14 protein-coding genes and 1 pseudogene are annotated in these 15,801 nt (G+C 61.3%); 6 read left to right on the top strand and 9 right to left on the bottom strand.

All coding sequences use genetic code 11. From position 1 onward, the window contains the following. The first annotated feature begins 1,404 nt into the window (after positions 1-1,404). Positions 1,405-1,845 (top strand): globin family protein, encoded by a 441-nt coding sequence (locus AC1RT6_RS14835; protein ID WP_079448188.1) that lies wholly within the window; start codon positions 1,405-1,407, stop codon positions 1,843-1,845. A gap of 82 nt (positions 1,846-1,927) precedes the next feature. On the opposite strand, the gene AC1RT6_RS14830 is transcribed toward AC1RT6_RS14835, so the two are convergent. Beyond that, entirely contained in the window at positions 1,928-3,877 is a 1,950-nt protein-coding gene (locus tag AC1RT6_RS14830; RefSeq protein ID WP_079448189.1) for a 3-hydroxyacyl-CoA dehydrogenase NAD-binding domain-containing protein, read from the bottom strand. A gap of 131 nt (positions 3,878-4,008) precedes the next feature. On the opposite strand from AC1RT6_RS14830, the gene paaG reads away from it, so the two are divergent. From paaG to AC1RT6_RS14810, 4 genes and pseudogenes are all read left to right on the top strand, one after another. Then, positions 4,009-4,803 (top strand): 2-(1,2-epoxy-1,2-dihydrophenyl)acetyl-CoA isomerase PaaG, encoded by a 795-nt coding sequence (paaG, locus tag AC1RT6_RS14825; RefSeq protein ID WP_079448190.1) that lies wholly within the window; start codon positions 4,009-4,011, stop codon positions 4,801-4,803. Beyond that, positions 4,800-5,249: a hydroxyphenylacetyl-CoA thioesterase PaaI gene (gene paaI / locus AC1RT6_RS14820; protein WP_079448191.1), complete on the top strand. Its 450-nt coding sequence runs from the start codon at positions 4,800-4,802 to the stop codon at positions 5,247-5,249. Before paaG ends, paaI begins: the two co-directional genes overlap by 4 nt. A 28-nt stretch (positions 5,250-5,277) precedes the next feature. After that, positions 5,278-6,589 (top strand): annotated as a pseudogene (gene paaK / locus AC1RT6_RS14815) (phenylacetate--CoA ligase PaaK). A gap of 214 nt (positions 6,590-6,803) precedes the next feature. Further along, positions 6,804-7,403, top strand: a complete 600-nt coding sequence (locus AC1RT6_RS14810; protein ID WP_079448193.1) for a TetR/AcrR family transcriptional regulator — start codon at positions 6,804-6,806, stop codon at positions 7,401-7,403. A gap of 65 nt (positions 7,404-7,468) precedes the next feature. Here AC1RT6_RS14810 and paaZ read toward each other — a convergent pair whose 3' ends face one another. From paaZ to AC1RT6_RS14770, 8 genes are all read right to left on the bottom strand, one after another. Then, positions 7,469-9,538, bottom strand: a complete 2,070-nt coding sequence (paaZ, locus tag AC1RT6_RS14805; RefSeq protein ID WP_472791017.1) for a phenylacetic acid degradation bifunctional protein PaaZ — start codon at positions 9,536-9,538, stop codon at positions 7,469-7,471. An 82-nt stretch (positions 9,539-9,620) separates the two neighbouring features. Then, positions 9,621-10,373, bottom strand: a complete 753-nt coding sequence (locus AC1RT6_RS14800) for a Phenylacetic acid catabolic protein (RefSeq protein ID WP_079448194.1) — start codon at positions 10,371-10,373, stop codon at positions 9,621-9,623. Between the two features lie 18 nt (positions 10,374-10,391). Further along, a complete protein-coding gene (locus AC1RT6_RS14795; protein WP_079448195.1) occupies positions 10,392-11,468 on the bottom strand; it encodes a 2Fe-2S iron-sulfur cluster-binding protein in 1,077 nt (358 codons plus the stop codon). 17 nt (positions 11,469-11,485) lie between these two features. Next, positions 11,486-12,010 (bottom strand): 1,2-phenylacetyl-CoA epoxidase subunit PaaD, encoded by a 525-nt coding sequence (gene paaD / locus AC1RT6_RS14790; RefSeq protein WP_079448196.1) that lies wholly within the window; start codon positions 12,008-12,010, stop codon positions 11,486-11,488. A gap of 9 nt (positions 12,011-12,019) precedes the next feature. Continuing rightward, the gene (gene paaC / locus AC1RT6_RS14785) at positions 12,020-12,871 is read right to left on the bottom strand and encodes a 1,2-phenylacetyl-CoA epoxidase subunit PaaC (RefSeq protein ID WP_173816053.1); all 852 of its coding nucleotides are present in this window, start codon (positions 12,869-12,871) and stop codon (positions 12,020-12,022) included. Further along, on the bottom strand, positions 12,871-13,155 hold the full coding sequence (paaB, locus tag AC1RT6_RS14780; protein ID WP_079448197.1) for a 1,2-phenylacetyl-CoA epoxidase subunit PaaB: 285 nt from the start codon (positions 13,153-13,155) through the stop codon (positions 12,871-12,873). Before paaB ends, paaC begins: the two co-directional genes overlap by 1 nt. Before the next feature lie 54 nt (positions 13,156-13,209). Then, entirely contained in the window at positions 13,210-14,199 is a 990-nt protein-coding gene (paaA, locus tag AC1RT6_RS14775) for a 1,2-phenylacetyl-CoA epoxidase subunit PaaA (protein WP_079448198.1), read from the bottom strand. A 13-nt stretch (positions 14,200-14,212) separates the two neighbouring features. Beyond that, positions 14,213-14,419, bottom strand: a complete 207-nt coding sequence (locus AC1RT6_RS14770) for a thiolase family protein (RefSeq protein WP_139372936.1) — start codon at positions 14,417-14,419, stop codon at positions 14,213-14,215. 1,011 nt (positions 14,420-15,430) lie between these two features. On the opposite strand from AC1RT6_RS14770, the gene AC1RT6_RS14765 reads away from it, so the two are divergent. Continuing rightward, positions 15,431-15,616 carry a hypothetical protein gene (locus AC1RT6_RS14765; protein WP_139372937.1) on the top strand — a complete coding sequence of 62 codons (186 nt, stop codon included), beginning with the start codon at positions 15,431-15,433 and terminating at the stop codon, positions 15,614-15,616. Positions 15,617-15,801 lie beyond the last annotated feature (185 nt).

The raw sequence follows: 15,801 nt of genomic DNA, 5'->3' as shown, positions 1-15,801 counted from the left end.
CATTGCCGGCTGGCTGAGCGGTCGTGAGGGTGGTTCCTCGATCGTCTATAGACGATTGAGGATAGGCGCACGCACCTACGTATGATTACGACGAACCCGTCATACCCGTCAGGTTTAGTTTGGACCATTGTGGTAAGCTGATTGACAATTAGACTCGACCGAGGAGCATTCGTATTCCGTCCTGTCGACAAAATAGGCGCTGATCTCCGAAACTATTGCCTAATGTCCACCTTCGCAACGCTCCTCCTAGTCTCAGTTTTCGCGAGCAACTTTGCGCCGGCACGTGCCGAGGCGCCTCGTCACTTCAGTATGATTGCAAGAAAAAACCTCTCCCCGCTTGGAGCAATACACTTCTCGCCGAAAGAGCGATGCGTGCTCGCATGGCGTCATGTCTGCGCCTGCAATATCAAAGCTTGAAAAAACTTCTGAGCCTTATCCGCATTCTTGCATTTGTCTGTGCCATCGTCGGAAAGTAGCATCATATTTGGGCTGTCTGGCATTGCAACACCGCTTCGGGTACAAAATCTTCCGGGATTTTAATGTCTAGTATGACTGGCGTGTTGTCGCCCTCCTTGCCTCTCCAGGTGCAAAGGACGAATGGCGGATGGATATCCAACTTCTCCGCTTTGCCGTGCGACTTGGTCCGGCTTTATCGCTGGTTCCCGTCTATCCTTAATCATCCGCCCTACGCTTGGCACGGCCCTCAATGGTGCGCATGGCAGCCTCGTGCTCAATGCCTCCGGTGCCTTTACCTACACCGTCCATGGGCCACTTTTACTGCTCCCGCTGAGAATCCTAAAAACCCGCGGCTAGCTGGCGCGCTTGATGGCATCTGCATCTAGCGCGACCGTCACGGTTCGTGGTAAATTTGATAAGGAGAGCGCGAGAGCCATCGGCAAGTGCGCGCACCGTCACTCGTCGAACCTCCGCGCTACCCTCGGGCCTTCATTGAGGGAGGCGCCGCGCAATGGCCATCGATTTCAGGCTGACGACAGAACAGCAGAATCTGCGGGAGACCGCGCGTGACTTCGCGCAGAGCTTGTTTGCACCGCTAGTTCCCGATGCAGACGCAACGCGAAGCCCGCATGAGGCCTTCGCCAAGATCAAGCCGGCAATACCGAGTCTTATAAGCTTGAGTTCGCTATGGGCTTCCTCCCCAAGGGTAGCGGCAGCAAGTTCGACCTCCAGTTGGCCGCCAAGGAGATTTGCACCGTCGACCCGGACTTCGCGACGAACGGCACAACGTGATGGCCTAGCGCGCGGTCCGGAGCGGGCAGACGATTCGCGGGCGGAGCGAAGGTCGAGGCCCAGCGATGGGCCGTCGCGGCCTCTGACGGCTGCGGGCCGGTGGGTAAGGGGGGACTGGCTGCCAAGCCAAAATCCTGAACTGTCTTGGAGCATACAATGTCCCCTGAACAGAAGGCACTCGTGAAAGAAACGTGGCAGAAGCTTGAGCCAATGGCAGACGCGGCGACGCGCCTGTTCTACGATCGGCTTTTTGAGATCGACGCAACAACGCGGCAGCTCTTCAAGACAACCGACCTAACGGAGCAGCGCCGGAAGCTCTTTCAAACCCTCACGATGATCGTAGGGGGGCTCGATCATCTCGAGACGCTTGTTCCGACCATTGAAGATCTGGGCCGCCGCCATGCCCAATTCGGAGTCACCGACGCTCATTACGAAACGGTCGGTGCGGCTCTGTTGTGGACGCTGGAGCAAGGGCTCGGATCGGGGTGGACGCCGGAGGTGAAAGGTGCCTGGTCTAGCGCTTATGCCCTACTGGCCGATATCATGCGCGCAGCTGCTGCTCGGTCCACTGCCTCAACGGCGACAGCAAACCCTTAATCGACGTCAGGCTCGACAACAGGTCAGGTCAACATCATCGTCTTCTGAAACCCCGCACGTTTCCTGTGCCGTCCTGCCCAGTTCAAACGTCCTGCTGCCTATGGCTGTGAGCACGCGCAAACATCGGTCCGCCCCTCCAGCGCGGAAAGCCGTAACCGTGGATCTCCACGAGATCGATGTCGGACGGTTGCCCGGCAACGCCCTCGGCTAGAATCGCGTCGCCCTCCGCGGCCATTTCGCCAACCAGATGGCCAGCTATGGCGGAATGCGCCGTCATGCGGGCGATCTTCCCGGCCAACAGCTCGGCTACCACCGCAGACGGCTGCGGCTTGCGGTCCCCGGCATAGTCGTACCAGCCGCCGCCTGTCTTCTGGCCCTTGCGACCGGCGCGCACGAGAATGTCGCCAAGCGTCTCGGGCACATCCCGTCCGTTGGCGCGAGCGCCTTCACGCTGCAGGTAGGCGATATCGAGGCCACCGAGATCCTGTGCCTCGAAGGGTCCCATGGCGAAGCCGTAATCGCGCATGGCCGCATCGATCTCGGCGATGGGCACGCCGTCGTACACCAGCGCCTCGGCTGCAGCACGGTAGCGCTTGAGGATACGGTTGCCGATAAAACCTTCGCAGATGCCTGCCTGCACCGGGATCTTGTCCAGCGCCCGCGCCAGCGCAAAGCCGGTTGCCAGTGTCCGCGGCGCGGTTTCCGGGATCGGCACGATCTCCAGCAGCCTCATGATGTTTGCCGGACTAAAGAAATGCAGGCCGATGAAGCGCGACGGATCGGGAACACCTTCCGCAATGAGACGCAGATCGAGATAGGACGTGTTGGTGGCAATGATGGAGTCGGGCCGACAGAGCCTGCCAAGCTGATTGAATACGGTACGCTTAACGCCGAGTTCCTCGAACACGGCCTCAATCACCATATCGGCGTCGGCGAGAAGACCGCAGTCCGTGGAAGCCGTCACGCCGGCCAGCTTCGCTTCGGCCTGTGACTTGGTCAGCTTGGCGCGCTTCACGCCGCCCTCGAAGATGGTACGGACGTTGGCGAGGCCGCGCGCCACGGCTTCCGCGTCGCGTTCGATCAGCACGACGGGAATGCCGGCGTCCCGCAACGCCACCGTGATGCCGGCGCCCATCGTGCCGCCGCCCACGACACCCGCCTTACGCAGCGGCAAGGGCTCCACGCCCTTCAGGCCCGCCGGGCGCCGCGCCGCGCGTTCTGCGAAGAACACCGCGCGCAGCGCAGCGGCCTGTTCCGAAGCGCGTAGGTCCAGGAAGGTCTTGCGCTCGAAGGCGAGCGCCTCATCGAATGACAACTCCACCGCCATGCGCACGCATTCCAGTGCGGCGAGCGGTGCGGTTTCGCCCTTCGCCCGTTTGGCAATCGCCCCCTTCTTGTCCTCCCAAAATGTGGACGCAGGTGCCGCGACCGTGCGCTGCGACAACGGAACGGGCAGCGGCCGGGCCACAGCGTCGCTCGCGAACGCAAGAACGCTTTGTAAAAGGTCGCCTTGCACGACGGCATCGACCAGACCCATGGAGAGTGCTTTGGCTGCCTTCACCGGCTTGCCGCCCGTCACCAGCTCCACCGCCGCCTCGGCACCGACTAGCCGCGGCGTGCGTACGGTTCCCGATGCGCCCGGCACGATGCCGAGCGTCACCTCGGGCAGGCCGATCGCGGCGTCTGGCACAGTAACCCGGAACCGACAGCCCAGCGCGATCTCGAAGCCACCACCCAGCGCTGTTCCATGGATCGCGGCGATCCAGGGTTTTACCGAAGCCTCGATGCGGTTCACGAGATCGGGCAGATGCGGCTCCATCGGCGTCTTGCCGAATTCGGATAGGTCAGTACCGGCGCTGAAGGTCCGGCCGGCACAGGCCAACACCACGGCCTTCACGCCGTCGTCGGCGTCCAGTTCGGTGGTCGCATCGAACAAGGCCCGGCGAACAGCCTGGCTGAGTGCATTGACCGGCGGGTTGTCGACGGTGACGACGGCGATCTCGCCCTCGCGGGAGACGGAGACGACGGGCATATCAGACTCCCTTGCTCCGGCATCCAAATCCTCTCTTCGACTCCTCGCCCTCGTTTATCATTGACCGACCGGACGGTCTATGCATTTTATATGCTGGACGGAGAAAGCGATCGTCGAGCAAGGAAGAAGAAATGCCGGCTTCCGAAACTGTGCTCTCGGCGCTGTCCGACGGCGTGCTGTCGCTGTCATTAAACCGCCCGGACAAGCTGAACTCGTTTAACGAAGAGATGCACCTGGCGCTGCGGGCCGGCATTCAGCGAGCGCATGATGATCCGACTGTCCGCGCCGTCCTGCTGACCGGCTCAGGTCGCGGGTTCTGCGCGGGGCAGGATCTGGGCGATCGGGATCCGCGCAAGGGCGGCCCCGCGCCGGACCTCGGCCATACGCTCGAGACCCACTACAATCCGACGCTGCGTCTGATGCGTTCGCTGGAGAAGCCGATCGTTTGCGCGGTCAACGGCGTGGCGGCCGGTGCTGGCGCCAACATCGCCTTTGCCTGTGACATCGTGCTCGCGGCGAAATCCGCCAAATTCATCCAGGCCTTCGCCAGGATCGGCCTCATACCCGATGCCGGCGGCACATGGAGTCTCGCCCGCATTATCGGAGAGCCCCGCGCCAAGGCGCTGACCATGACCGCCGAGCCCTTGCCGGCCGAGAGGGCCGCCGAATGGGGGCTGATCTGGAAGGCGGTCGAGGACGCGGATCTCATGAATGAGGCACGGTCGCTCGCCGTATCGCTGGCTGCGGGCCCCACACTTGGTCTTGGCCTCACAAAGCGCCTTATTCAGGCGGCTGCGACCAACAGTCTCGACGAACAACTCGACATGGAGCGCGATTGCCAGCGAACCGCCGGCCGCAGTGCCGATTATGCCGAGGGCGTCATCGCCTTCCTGGAAAAGCGCAAGGCGGAGTTCAAGGGCGAATGAAACCCGCTTCCCAGATGACACCTCAGGAACTGGCGGAGGCATCCGCCAGAGCGATGTGGAACGACGATTCCGCAAGCCAGCGGCTCGGCATGACGCTCGACAACATCGCGCCCGGTGAAGCCACACTTTCGATGACGATCCTCGAGGCCATGTCGAACGGACATGGCAATTGCCACGGCGGCTACATATTCACCCTGGCTGACTCCGCCTTTGCCTTCGCATGCAATAGCTACAACCAGTTGGCCGTCGCGCAACATTGCTCGATCACATACCTGATCCCCGGCCGCATCGGCGATCGTCTGACAGCTACCGCCAAAGAGATTTCGCGGCACGGCAGGTCTGGCATCTACGACATCCGCGTCACCAATCAGTCGGGCGAGCATGTGGCCGAATTCCGCGGCCATTCGCGCCTAGTGAAAGGCACGCATCTGCCAGTCGAGGAATAGACCGACGGATTTCCGCAGAGAGAACACCGTGGAGAATCTGACGCCCCGCAGAGAAGACCTTGAGCCGATCGAGTATGCCTCGCGCGACGAAATCTCGGCGCTGCAACTCAAGCGCATAAAGCAGTCGATCAGGCACGCCTGCGAAAACGTGCTATTCTTCCGCAAGCGCTTCGACGAAAAGGGTGTCCATCCAGACGACCTGAACTCGCTTTCCGACCTGTCAAAATTTCCATTCACCTACAAGCAGGACCTGCGCGACACCTATCCGTTCGGCATGTTCGCCGTCCCGCAGAACAAGCTCGCGCGCATCCACGGCTCCTCGGGAACGACCGGCAAGCCGACCGTCGTCGGCTACACCAAAGGCGATATCGACATCTGGGCGGACCTGATGGCCCGTTCGATACGTGCGGCCGGCGGCCGTCCCGGCGATATCCTGCACAATGCCTATGGCTATGGCCTGTTCACCGGCGGCTTGGGCGCGCACTACGGCGCGGAGCGCTTCGGCTGCACCGTCGTTCCGATCTCCAGCGGCATGATCGAACGCCAGGTCACCCTCATCAACGATTTCAAGCCGTCGATCATCATGGTGACGCCGTCCTACATGCTGTCCATCCTGGACGAATTCAGGCGGCAAGGCCTCGACTCGCGCAAGAGTTCGCTCAAAGTCGGCATCCTCGGGGCCGAGCCATGGACCAACGCCATGCGCCTCGAAATCGAGGAGGCCTTCGACATGCACGCGGTCGATATCTATGGCCTGTCGGAGATCATGGGGCCGGGTGTCGCGCAGGAGTGCGTCGAGACCAAAGATGGCCTGCACGTCTGGGAAGATCATTTCTATCCGGAAATCATCGATCCGGTCACCGGCGAGGTCCTGCCAGATGGCAAAATGGGCGAGCTTGTTTTCACGACGCTCACCAAGGAAGCGCTGCCGATGGTCCGCTATCGCACACGCGACCTGACGCGCCTGCTGCCGGGAACGGCGCGCTCGATGCGCCGTATCGAGAAGATCACTGGCCGTTCAGACGACATGATGATTCTGCGCGGCGTCAATGTTTTCCCGACGCAAATTGAGGAGCAGATCCTGAAATGCAAGGGCCTCGCACCCCACTTCTACATCGAACTGACGCGCGCGGGCCGTATGGACAACATGGTCGTGCATGTCGAATGCACCGAGGACATGACTGACGTCGATGCCCGTGCCGAATCCGCCAGGAAGCTCGCGCACCACATCAAGAGCGTTGTCGGTGTCTCGACGAAAATCGAGGTGCGCGATCCGAACTCGGTGGCTCGCTCGGAGGGCAAGGCCAAAGCGTGTGGTGGACAACAGGCCGAAGGAATAACGGTCAAGAATCGGGGATGTTTCTTCGCCCACGTCCGGTTGCTAGAGCATTTCGCTTCTGATTGAAGCAGAAGCGAAGCTCTAGATTGTTGTTTTGACGCGTTTTCTTCACGCGAACCGGTATCCACTTCGCTCGAAAACGCTATAGAACGTGTCATGTTCAGCTTCTGACGGTCACGGATTGATCGCCCGGAGCATCAGAAGGTTGGATTGATATGGCTCGGACGCGAGCGCAGGATTTCGAAGAAAAACAACTCGCCATATTGGACTCTGCGGCGAATGTGCTGGCCACGCTGGGAGTCGACAAGGCGTCCATGTCTCAGATCGCCGGTCAGGCGCGGATATCGAAAGCCTTGCTCTATCACTATTACCCAAGCAAGGACGCACTCGTCTTCGCGATCATCTTCACTCACCTGGAGGAACTCGACTCGGATCTGGAAGCGTCCGACGATCCGGCCATGGGGCCTTCAGTGCGACTGAAGTTTCTCGTCGGCGTCGTGCTCGAGCACTATCGCGGAGCCGGCGACCGGCACAAGGTCCAGTTGAACGCGATGAGCCTGCTGACCGACGAGCAGAAACAGGCGATCACCGAAGTTGAAAGGCGGATCGTGCGCCGGTTCGCGGGCGTTGTGCGCCAGATCAGTCCACGCCTGGACAACCGCGAGCGCCCCCTGGTCATGCCGGTGACCATGTCGCTCTTTGGCATGATGAACTGGATGGATATGTGGTTCAAGGACGGCGGCCGCATCAGCCGCGAGGATTATGCCGAGGTTCTCACCACGCTCATCCTCGGAGGCATTAAGGCAGTGCGTTGAGAGAGGGCTGCCACAGCGGTCGAACCGAACAGGCCCCACTTCTTCCGACGCAACCGTTTGACCTGTTATTCGGCCGCCGCTTGTGCCGGCGGCCAGATCTTCGCCACCATCGTCAGCACATCATATTGCGCAACGATCTCACCCTTCTGGTTGGTGACTTGGCAATCCCAGTGCACCTCGCCATGGTTGGCGTTTTCGCGCGGGTTGATTTCCTTGCAGGTCAATCGCACCTGCACCGTGTCACCGAAATAAACCGGGGTGAGGAAGCGCATATTGTCCACGCCGTAGTTGGCTAGTACCGGGCCGGGATTTGGCTCAACGAAAAGGCCGGCGGCGAAGGAGGCGATGAGGTAGCCATGGGCCACGCGGTCGTCGAAGAACGGGTTGGCCTTGGCCGCCGCCTCGTCCATGTGGGCGTAGAAAGTATCGCCGGTGAAATGTGCGAAGTGCTCGACATCGTCCAAGGTGACCTGCCGCTTCGCGGTCATTAACTGATCGCCGATCTTCAGTTCCGCCAGCGACTTGCGGAAGGGATGCTCACCGTGCTGTACGTCAGCGCCTTCGATCCAGCGCCCGGTGACGGCCGACAGCAGACGCGGCGTGCCCTGCACGGCGGTGCGCTGCATGTAATGCTTCACACCGCGCATACCGCCCATTTCCTCGCCGCCGCCGGCGCGGCCCGGACCGCCATGGACAAGCCCCGCGAGCGGTGAGCCGTGGCCCGTCGATGTCTTGGCGGAGCGGCGGTTTCCGACAAGCACCCGGCCATGGAACGGCGCGACACCGAGGACGACCTCTTCCGCCACCTTCGGATCGTCAGTGAAGACAGATGAAACCAGCGAACCCTTGCCGAGCCTGGCCAGTTCGACGGCCTCCTCGATCGAGTCATAGGGCAGCACGGTCGAGACCGGACCGAACGCCTCCACATCGTGGACCTTGAAGGCGCCGAAAGGATCGTCGGCATAAAGCAGGATCGGATTGAGGAAGGCTCCCCTCTCCGCATCGCCGGACGCAACCCGTACGTTATCCGGATTGCCGGCAACGATCTCGGCGTCCGACAGCAGATCCTGAATGCGTTCGCGCACTTCGGTGCGCTGGTGGAGCGACGCAAGCGGCCCCATGCGGGTCGTCTCGTCGTCTGGCAGGCCGAGCGCGGTCTTGCCCAGCATGTCGCCCAGTGCCTTGACCAGCGCATCGACATGGTCGCGCGGTGCGATCACGCGGCGGATCGCGGTGCATTTCTGGCCGGCCTTCACCGTCATCTCGCGCATCACTTCCTTCACGAACAGGTCGAACTCCGGCGTGCCAGGCGTGGCATCCGGACCGAGGATCGAGGCGTTCAAGCTGTCCGCCTCCATCGTGAAGCGCGCCGAATTGGCGATCACAGCCGGATGCGCTTTCAGCTTGCGGCCGGTCCAGGCTGAACCGGTGAAGGTCACCACGTCCTGTCCGGTGACGTGGTCGAGCAGGTCGCCGACCGAACCGGAAATCAGTTGCAGCGCTCCCTCCGGCAGGAGGCCGGTCTCGATGATCCGCCGCACCATCAATTCGGTCAGGTAGGCCGTCTGCGAAGCAGGCTTCACCACCGCCGGCACGCCGGCAAGCAAGGTCGGCGAAATCTTCTCCAGCATGCCCCAGATCGGAAAATTGAAGGCGTTGATGTGGACCGCGACGCCCTGCAGCGGCGCGTAAATGTGTTGCGCACTGAAGCTGTTGTCCTTCGACAGCGGCTCCACATTGCCGTCGGTCAGGATACGCGTGTTCGGCAGTTCGCGCCGGCCCTTCGAAGCGAAGGTCAGCATCGTGCCGATGCCGCCCTCGATGTCCACCCAACCGTCGGCGCGGGTGGCGCCGGTGCGGAAGCTTTCGGCGTAGAACTCTTCCTTCTTTCCCATCAGCGCAAGACCGAGCGCCTTCAGCATCGCCGCGCGCTCGTGGAACGACATGGCGCGCAGCTTCGGGCCCGCGACACTACGCCCGTAGTGCAGCACTTCCGCGAAATCGAGGCCCTTGGAGTCGATCAGAGCCACCGTCTCGCCGGTGCCTGCGTCGAGCAACGGTAAGCCGTCACCCTTGCCGGCGGTCCACGCCCCATAGACATAGCTCTCCAGTCGACGGGGGGCTGCGCTTGCCATGATGACCTCCTTGATCTGGTGGAACGGACGAAGCGCGAGTGCCGGGTCCAAAATCCTGAGTGTCAACTTCGGATTCGGTACACTAGAGACCAAGCATGCCGAGCTTTTCGCCGCTTACGTTTTCCCACTGCGCCAGCAATTCCTCGTTGGAGGTATGGCGCAGACCGAGTTTTCTCAGCGTATCGAAACGGCTCGAGCCCACGACACCGAAAGTGGTCGCAACGCGCGGGTTCCAGTAGGCGATTGCTTCCCGTGCGGCCTTCTTACCCTCTGGTGTCGAAGCAATCCGTTGCAGGCCCTCGTAGCCCAGTTCGGCATGACGCCGTTCGCGCAGTGCGATCTCGCGGAAGACGTCCGCCAGCGGCGCATAGGAGACGCGGGTCAGTTCGTTCATCTGGATGCCGGTCGCCAACCCTTGCAGCACGTTCATCACCACCGCATCGGTCCAGTTCTCGATCGGATAGTGAAAGACGGCGAGTCGCATGTCACCGCCCCGGCGCGCCGCGCCGAGATCCGCGTTGCGTTCGACCCTCGCGCTCCAGTCGTGCTGCGCCTGGTAGCGGTCGGCATCGGTGCCGAAGTCGCTCATGATGTTCAGAACGCGCTCGGCATGGTCCGCCTTTTCGAGCGTGATACGGCTTGCCGCGATGCGCTCCTTGATGCCAGGTGCGAAGTTGATCGCTCCGGCGAAACCGGCAGAGGCCGCCAGTTCGCTGTCGACGAAAGACGACATCAGCCGCATCAACTCGCCGCGATAGCGCGCCGGCGCGTTGTCGGGCGCGGTCAGCACACCGCCCCGGGCGAGGTAGTCTTCGATATTCATCGTATCGGCCATGCGCTCCGCTCCTCAACGCTATTCGTCGTAGGTCACGACGAGGCGGCCAGTCAGTGGAAACGCCTGGCAGCTCAGCGCATAGCCCGCGCGCACCTCATAGTCCTCCAGCGCATGGTTCACCGCCATTTCCACTTCGCCTTCCAGTACCTTGCAGCGGCAGGTCGAGCACACTCCTGCCTTGCAGGAGTAGGGCGCATCCATATTGGCGGCGAGCGCGGCATCGAGCACGCTCTTACCCTCGCGCGGCATGATGAAGCTGCGGGTCGCTCCATCCAAAGTCACCGTCGCTTCAACCCCAGTGCCGGGTACGACGGCCGTCCTGGACACGGCCTTGACCTTGGCCCGGCCCGGCTGGCCGGAAGCAAACAGCTCGAACTTAATCTGCGTGTCGTTCAACCCGTGCTCGCGCAGCGCCACGGCAATCGCCAGCATCATCGGCTGGGGGCCGCAGATGAAAGCCGTGTCGATAGAGCCAGCATCGATCCAGTGCCTGAACAGAGCCTTCACCTTGTCGCCGTCAACGCGGCCGGTGAAGAGATCGATGTCTTGCGACTCAGCTTCGAGAACATGGATCACGGAGAATCTGCCGAGATGCTGGTTTTTCAGATCCTCCAGTTCCTCGCGGAACATGATCGAGCTGATCTTGCGATTGGCGTAGACGAGCGTGAAGCTTGCGTAAGGCTCCCGGGCGAGCACGGTCTTGATGATGGAGAGCACCGGTGTGATGCCCGAGCCGCTGGCGAATCCTATGTAGTTCCTCCGCGCATCCGGTTTGATCGGCGTGAAGAAACGTCCCATCGGCGGCATGGCTTCGATCTCGTCGCCGGCTGCAAGGGCCTCATTCGCCCACGTCGAGAACGTGCCGCCATCGACGCGCTTGATGCCGACCTTGAGAACACCTTCGTCGCACCCGGCGCAGATCGAATAGGAGCGGCGCAGCTCATCGCCGTCGAAGTTACGGCGGAAAGTCAGGTACTGACCCTGCGTGAACGCGAACAAAGCGCTGTCTTCCGCACGCGGCATCAGCGTCACTACGACGGCATCGCGCGTCTCGCGCCGCACGTCCGTGACTTTCAAGGGATGGAAGCGAGCCATTCGAGATGCTCCCGCTCTCAAATGCATTTGAAATAGTCGAATGGCTCAAGACAGTCCTTGCAACGGTAGCTCGCCTTGCAGGGCGTTGAACCAAACTGACTCACTTTTTCCGTTTGCTTTGACCCGCAGCGGGGACATGCGATGATCAGGTCCGATCGTCCCGCGAGTCTGAAGGCGCGACCGGTGAGGCGGCTATCCGCAGCGGTTCCGTCGATCGGCGGCACAATGCCGTAATCGTGCAGCTTCTCTCGGCCCTCGCGGCTGATCCAGTCGGTCGTCCAAGGCGGAGAAAGCTGGCGCTCGAGTCTGATCTTCTCAACGCCACGGTCACGCAGCGCGCGCTCGATATCCAGGCTAATGATGCTGGTGGCGGGGCATCCCGTATAGGTCGGGGTCACCGTCACCACCAAAGTGTCATCGTCCCATGCGACATCGCGGATGATGCCGAGATCGGTCAAAGAGATGACAGGGATCTCAGGGTCGGGAATCTGGCCGAGCCAGTCCCATACCTGATCGGTGCGGGGCAGCGTGCTCGTCTGCATGGCCGGACCTCACCAGCTTGCACCAGGATAGGCGCGCTGCAGGAACTGCATATCGGCGAGGATGTAGCCGAGATGCTCGGTGTGGATGCCGCGTTTGCCGCCCTTATGGGCGAACTTGCTCTCCGGAATCGTCAACGTCGCCGCAGCAAGCACGTTGCGCACCGTCGTCTCCCATGCCGCGCGCAGGCTTGCGGGGTTCGGCGCGATACCCGCAGCGGCGACCGCCTCGTCCTTCTCGTCGGCCATGAACATTTCGCCGACATAGGGCCACAGCGCATCGAGCGCGGCCTGCATGCGGCGATGGCTCTCGTCGTTTCCATCTCCGAGACGCACGATCAGATTCGACGTTCGCTCGACATGATAGGCCACTTCCTTGCAGGCCTTGGCGGCGATCTCGGCGACCCGCCGGTCGGACGACGTCGCCAGCGCCTGAAGCAGGGCAAGGTGATAGATGTCGAACAGGAAATGCCGCATCAGCGTATGACCGAAATCACCGTTGGGCCGTTCGACGAGCAGCAGGTTGCGGAAGTCCCAGGCGTCCCGCAGATAAGCGAGATCGTCCGCTGTCCGGCCCTTGCCCTCCACCTCGGCGGCGAGGCCGAGCCAGAGCTGGGTCTGGCCGATCAGGTCCAGCGCCATGTTGGCCAGCGCGATATCCTCCTCCAGCGTGGGCGAATGTCCGCACCATTCCGAGTCCCGATGCCCCAGGATCAGGGTCGTGTCTCCGATTTGTAGCAGGACTTCGAAAAAGGCGGCCTGGTTGGCACCGGGCGAAAGGGCATGCAGCCCCTGACCATGCGCGGCGGCCTCGCGGGCGAGGTCTGCTGTGTCGGCCTGGGCGACATCGGGAAGCGATGGCATCACATATGCCCCACTTCTTCAGGTATCTCGTAAAAGGTCGGATGGCGGTAGATCTTCGTGTTCGCGGGATCGAACAAGGGCCCCTTGTTGGAGGGGCTCGATGCGGCGATGTCGGACGAACGCACCACCCAGATCGAAACGCCTTCGTTGCGGCGAGTATAGACGTCGCGGGCGTGCAGGACCGCCATTTCGGCGTCGGCGGCGTGCAGGCTGCCTACATGACGGTGGCTCAGACCATGCTGGCCCCGGATGAACACTTCCCAGAGCGGCCATTCCCTGGACATGCTTTCTCTCCCGTGACTGGGTCGGAGCCGCCGAACGGCGGCTTGACCCGATTGCTACTCGCGGGCGACGGCGTATGGGCGCGCGGCCTTCTTGTCGGCATGCGCCACCAGCGCCTCGCGGAACCACGCGCCGTCCTCCCACGCCTTCACCCGCGCGCCGAGGCGGTCCTTGTTGCAGGGCCCATTGCCGGCGAGCACATCGTAGAACTCGTTCCAGTCCGGCTCAGAGAAGTCGTAGCCGCCCTTTTCCTCGTTCCACTTCAGGTTCGGGTCGGGAACTGTCAGGCCGATGAGCTCGGCCTGCGGCACTGTTTGGTCGACGAACTTCTGGCGCAGTTCGTCATTGGTGTTCATCTTGATTTTCCAGGCCATGGACTGGGCGGAATGGACCGAATCCTTGTCCGACGGGCCGAACATCATCAGCGTCGGGTACCAGAGACGGTTCAACGCATCCTGCGCCATGCGCTTCTGCTCAGGCGTGCCGGCGGCCATCTTCATCATGATCGCGTAGCCCTGCCGCTGGTGAAAGCTCTCCTCTTTGCAGATACGGATCATGGCGCGGCCGTAGGGGCCGAAGGAGGTGCGCTGTAGCGGCACCTGGTTGATGATCGCGGCGCCGTCCACCAGCCAACCGACGGCGCCCATATCCGCCCAAGTCAGCGTTGGATAGTTGAAAATCGAAGAGTACTTCATGTCGCCCGAATGCAGGCGCTCCATCAGTTCGTCGCGCGAAATACCGAGCGTCTCGACGGCGCAGTAGAGGTAAAGGCCATGGCCGGCCTCATCCTGAACTTTGGCCAGCAGGATCGCCTTGCGTTCCAGCGTCGGCGCGCGGGTGATCCAGTTGCCTTCCGGCAATTGCCCGACGATCTCGGAATGCGCATGCTGGCCGATCTGGCGGACCAGCATTTTGCGGTAACCTTCCGGCATCCACTCTTTAGGCTCGATCTTTTCGCCGCGGTCGATGCGCGTCTGAAATGCGATCTCTTCCGGCGTCATTTCGTCTTTCAACCTGCCTTCCGATTTCACGAGCTGCGCATACATGGCTCGGTTCTCCTCAGACACGTTCGACGATGATGGCGATGCCCTGTCCTACGCCGATACATATGAGGTCATCTACCGCCGACCAACCAACGTTGGGATTGCGAGCCATCAAACCCCTTAGCGGTACGGCCGCCAGATCGTCGGCCCGAACCGAACTCAAAGCACCGCCATACCTCCCGATGGGCGTTCTGAGCGCATTGCAGATCAATGCCTCCAGCACCCAGACCCTCTAATTCGTTGACCGACCGGACGGTTTATATCATTATTGCGCTGCCCCTGAAAGGGCGGTCCTGATTTTTTGTCGCTTGCTGCTGAACGCCTCCCGCGCGTTGGGGCCATTTTCACACTCGGAGCCGTGAATCCGAGCGATAACACCACCTAACGTTGACTGATGCTTACAGAAGCGCGGAAGGGATCGGCTGGGGCACATAGCATTTGCAATCCACGCCTCCGCCGACCTCTTGCACCCCTACTCCAGCCCATACATTGCGACGCGATTGGCGCGACGAATAGTGAACTGACGCGACTAAAACGACCAGCTTGCTGTTATGGCAGAGGACTATGTTGAACATCGGCGAACGTGTGCGAAAGACGGCAATCTATGCTGATTTGGACACTCTCTCCGCCATAGCGCGTCAGAAGTCATACTGCGCTCCAGTAGTTTCCGGATCTGGCTGCGTGCTGGATGACTCCGTCATGATGCAGCTGAAGGATGGACAACAGATGACACTGACACCAGCAGTCCTTCTATGAAGGCCTGCTGGTGTTCATGTCGTCGACCGGAACGCCTGCCGCACCCAACCGGCAAAATTCCTCGCGCTCCCTTGATCAAGAACAAGGTGCCTCGGTGCTCGTGCGCGCGCAGCGACCGTTACGGCAACCTAAGGACACGAGAGGAAAGGCGGTCAGCACGAGGAGTATCACGTCGTGTCCGCAACGAACGCGCCAGCGGTAGGCACGCGACATCATTGGCCCGCGATGCCGTTTCATCTCCTCGCAAATGTCACGATTTCAGAGCCACTATGCTGCAATCGTATCGCAGGTATGCTGATTTCGCACTGCACGGGAAGTCAAAGTCCTGTTAACCGTTGCCCTGCTTTCGCGGAGGGGGCGCCAAAACTTCCGGCTCTTCCTGATGACTATCACGCGCCTGTGTTCGACCGTCTTTGGACCGGTAACAGATAGTTAAGGTTTCTCGCTGCTAAAAAAGAAGGGCAGATAGGGTGTGCACATGCTAGTCTGGAACCCCACGAATTTTACGAAGACACCGGATAACAACCGGGCCGGCTGGGCTATGGCAGGCGCGGTCGTGGTGCTGATGGCCAGCCTTGTGTATTTCACGAACGGGCGCAGCGGCCATGTGACGCCTCACGGGCACGAGCAGCATGCCGCTGTTCACTTTCAGCTGCACAAATAAGCTTGAGCCGCACACGGCGAAAGCCGCCGGGCCTTGCGCGAACCGCCGGGCCTTGCGCGAACCAGAGGCTGCCCAGCTCGGTATGAGCTTCTAGCAATGAGCGATAGACGAAAGTTTGCTTGAACCTTTTATCGAGTTCGAGCGCCTAATCATTGCTGGGGATTTCAGGGCCCAGTGCGTATTAG

This window comes from Nitrobacter sp. MLSD-S21 (genome assembly GCF_058809865.1).
The sequence above is the reverse complement of the archived record's forward strand: the minus strand, read 5'-3'. Positions and strand labels throughout refer to the sequence as shown.

Excerpts from the sequence above, each read along its gene's own strand:
- AC1RT6_RS14835 (WP_079448188.1), top strand. The coding sequence starts at position 1,405 with ATGTCCCCTGAACAGAAGGCACTCGTGAAAGAAACGTGGCAGAAGCTT.
- AC1RT6_RS14830 (WP_079448189.1), bottom strand. The coding sequence starts at position 3,877 with ATGCCCGTCGTCTCCGTCTCCCGCGAGGGCGAGATCGCCGTCGTCACC.
- paaG (WP_079448190.1), top strand. The coding sequence starts at position 4,009 with ATGCCGGCTTCCGAAACTGTGCTCTCGGCGCTGTCCGACGGCGTGCTG.
- paaI (WP_079448191.1), top strand. The coding sequence starts at position 4,800 with ATGAAACCCGCTTCCCAGATGACACCTCAGGAACTGGCGGAGGCATCC.
- AC1RT6_RS14810 (WP_079448193.1), top strand. The coding sequence starts at position 6,804 with ATGGCTCGGACGCGAGCGCAGGATTTCGAAGAAAAACAACTCGCCATA.
- paaZ (WP_472791017.1), bottom strand. The coding sequence starts at position 9,538 with ATGGCAAGCGCAGCCCCCCGTCGACTGGAGAGCTATGTCTATGGGGCG.
- AC1RT6_RS14800 (WP_079448194.1), bottom strand. The coding sequence starts at position 10,373 with ATGGCCGATACGATGAATATCGAAGACTACCTCGCCCGGGGCGGTGTG.
- AC1RT6_RS14795 (WP_079448195.1), bottom strand. The coding sequence starts at position 11,468 with ATGGCTCGCTTCCATCCCTTGAAAGTCACGGACGTGCGGCGCGAGACG.
- paaD (WP_079448196.1), bottom strand. The coding sequence starts at position 12,010 with ATGCAGACGAGCACGCTGCCCCGCACCGATCAGGTATGGGACTGGCTC.
- paaC (WP_173816053.1), bottom strand. The coding sequence starts at position 12,871 with ATGCCATCGCTTCCCGATGTCGCCCAGGCCGACACAGCAGACCTCGCC.
- paaB (WP_079448197.1), bottom strand. The coding sequence starts at position 13,155 with ATGTCCAGGGAATGGCCGCTCTGGGAAGTGTTCATCCGGGGCCAGCAT.
- paaA (WP_079448198.1), bottom strand. The coding sequence starts at position 14,199 with ATGTATGCGCAGCTCGTGAAATCGGAAGGCAGGTTGAAAGACGAAATG.
- AC1RT6_RS14765 (WP_139372937.1), top strand. The coding sequence starts at position 15,431 with ATGCTAGTCTGGAACCCCACGAATTTTACGAAGACACCGGATAACAAC.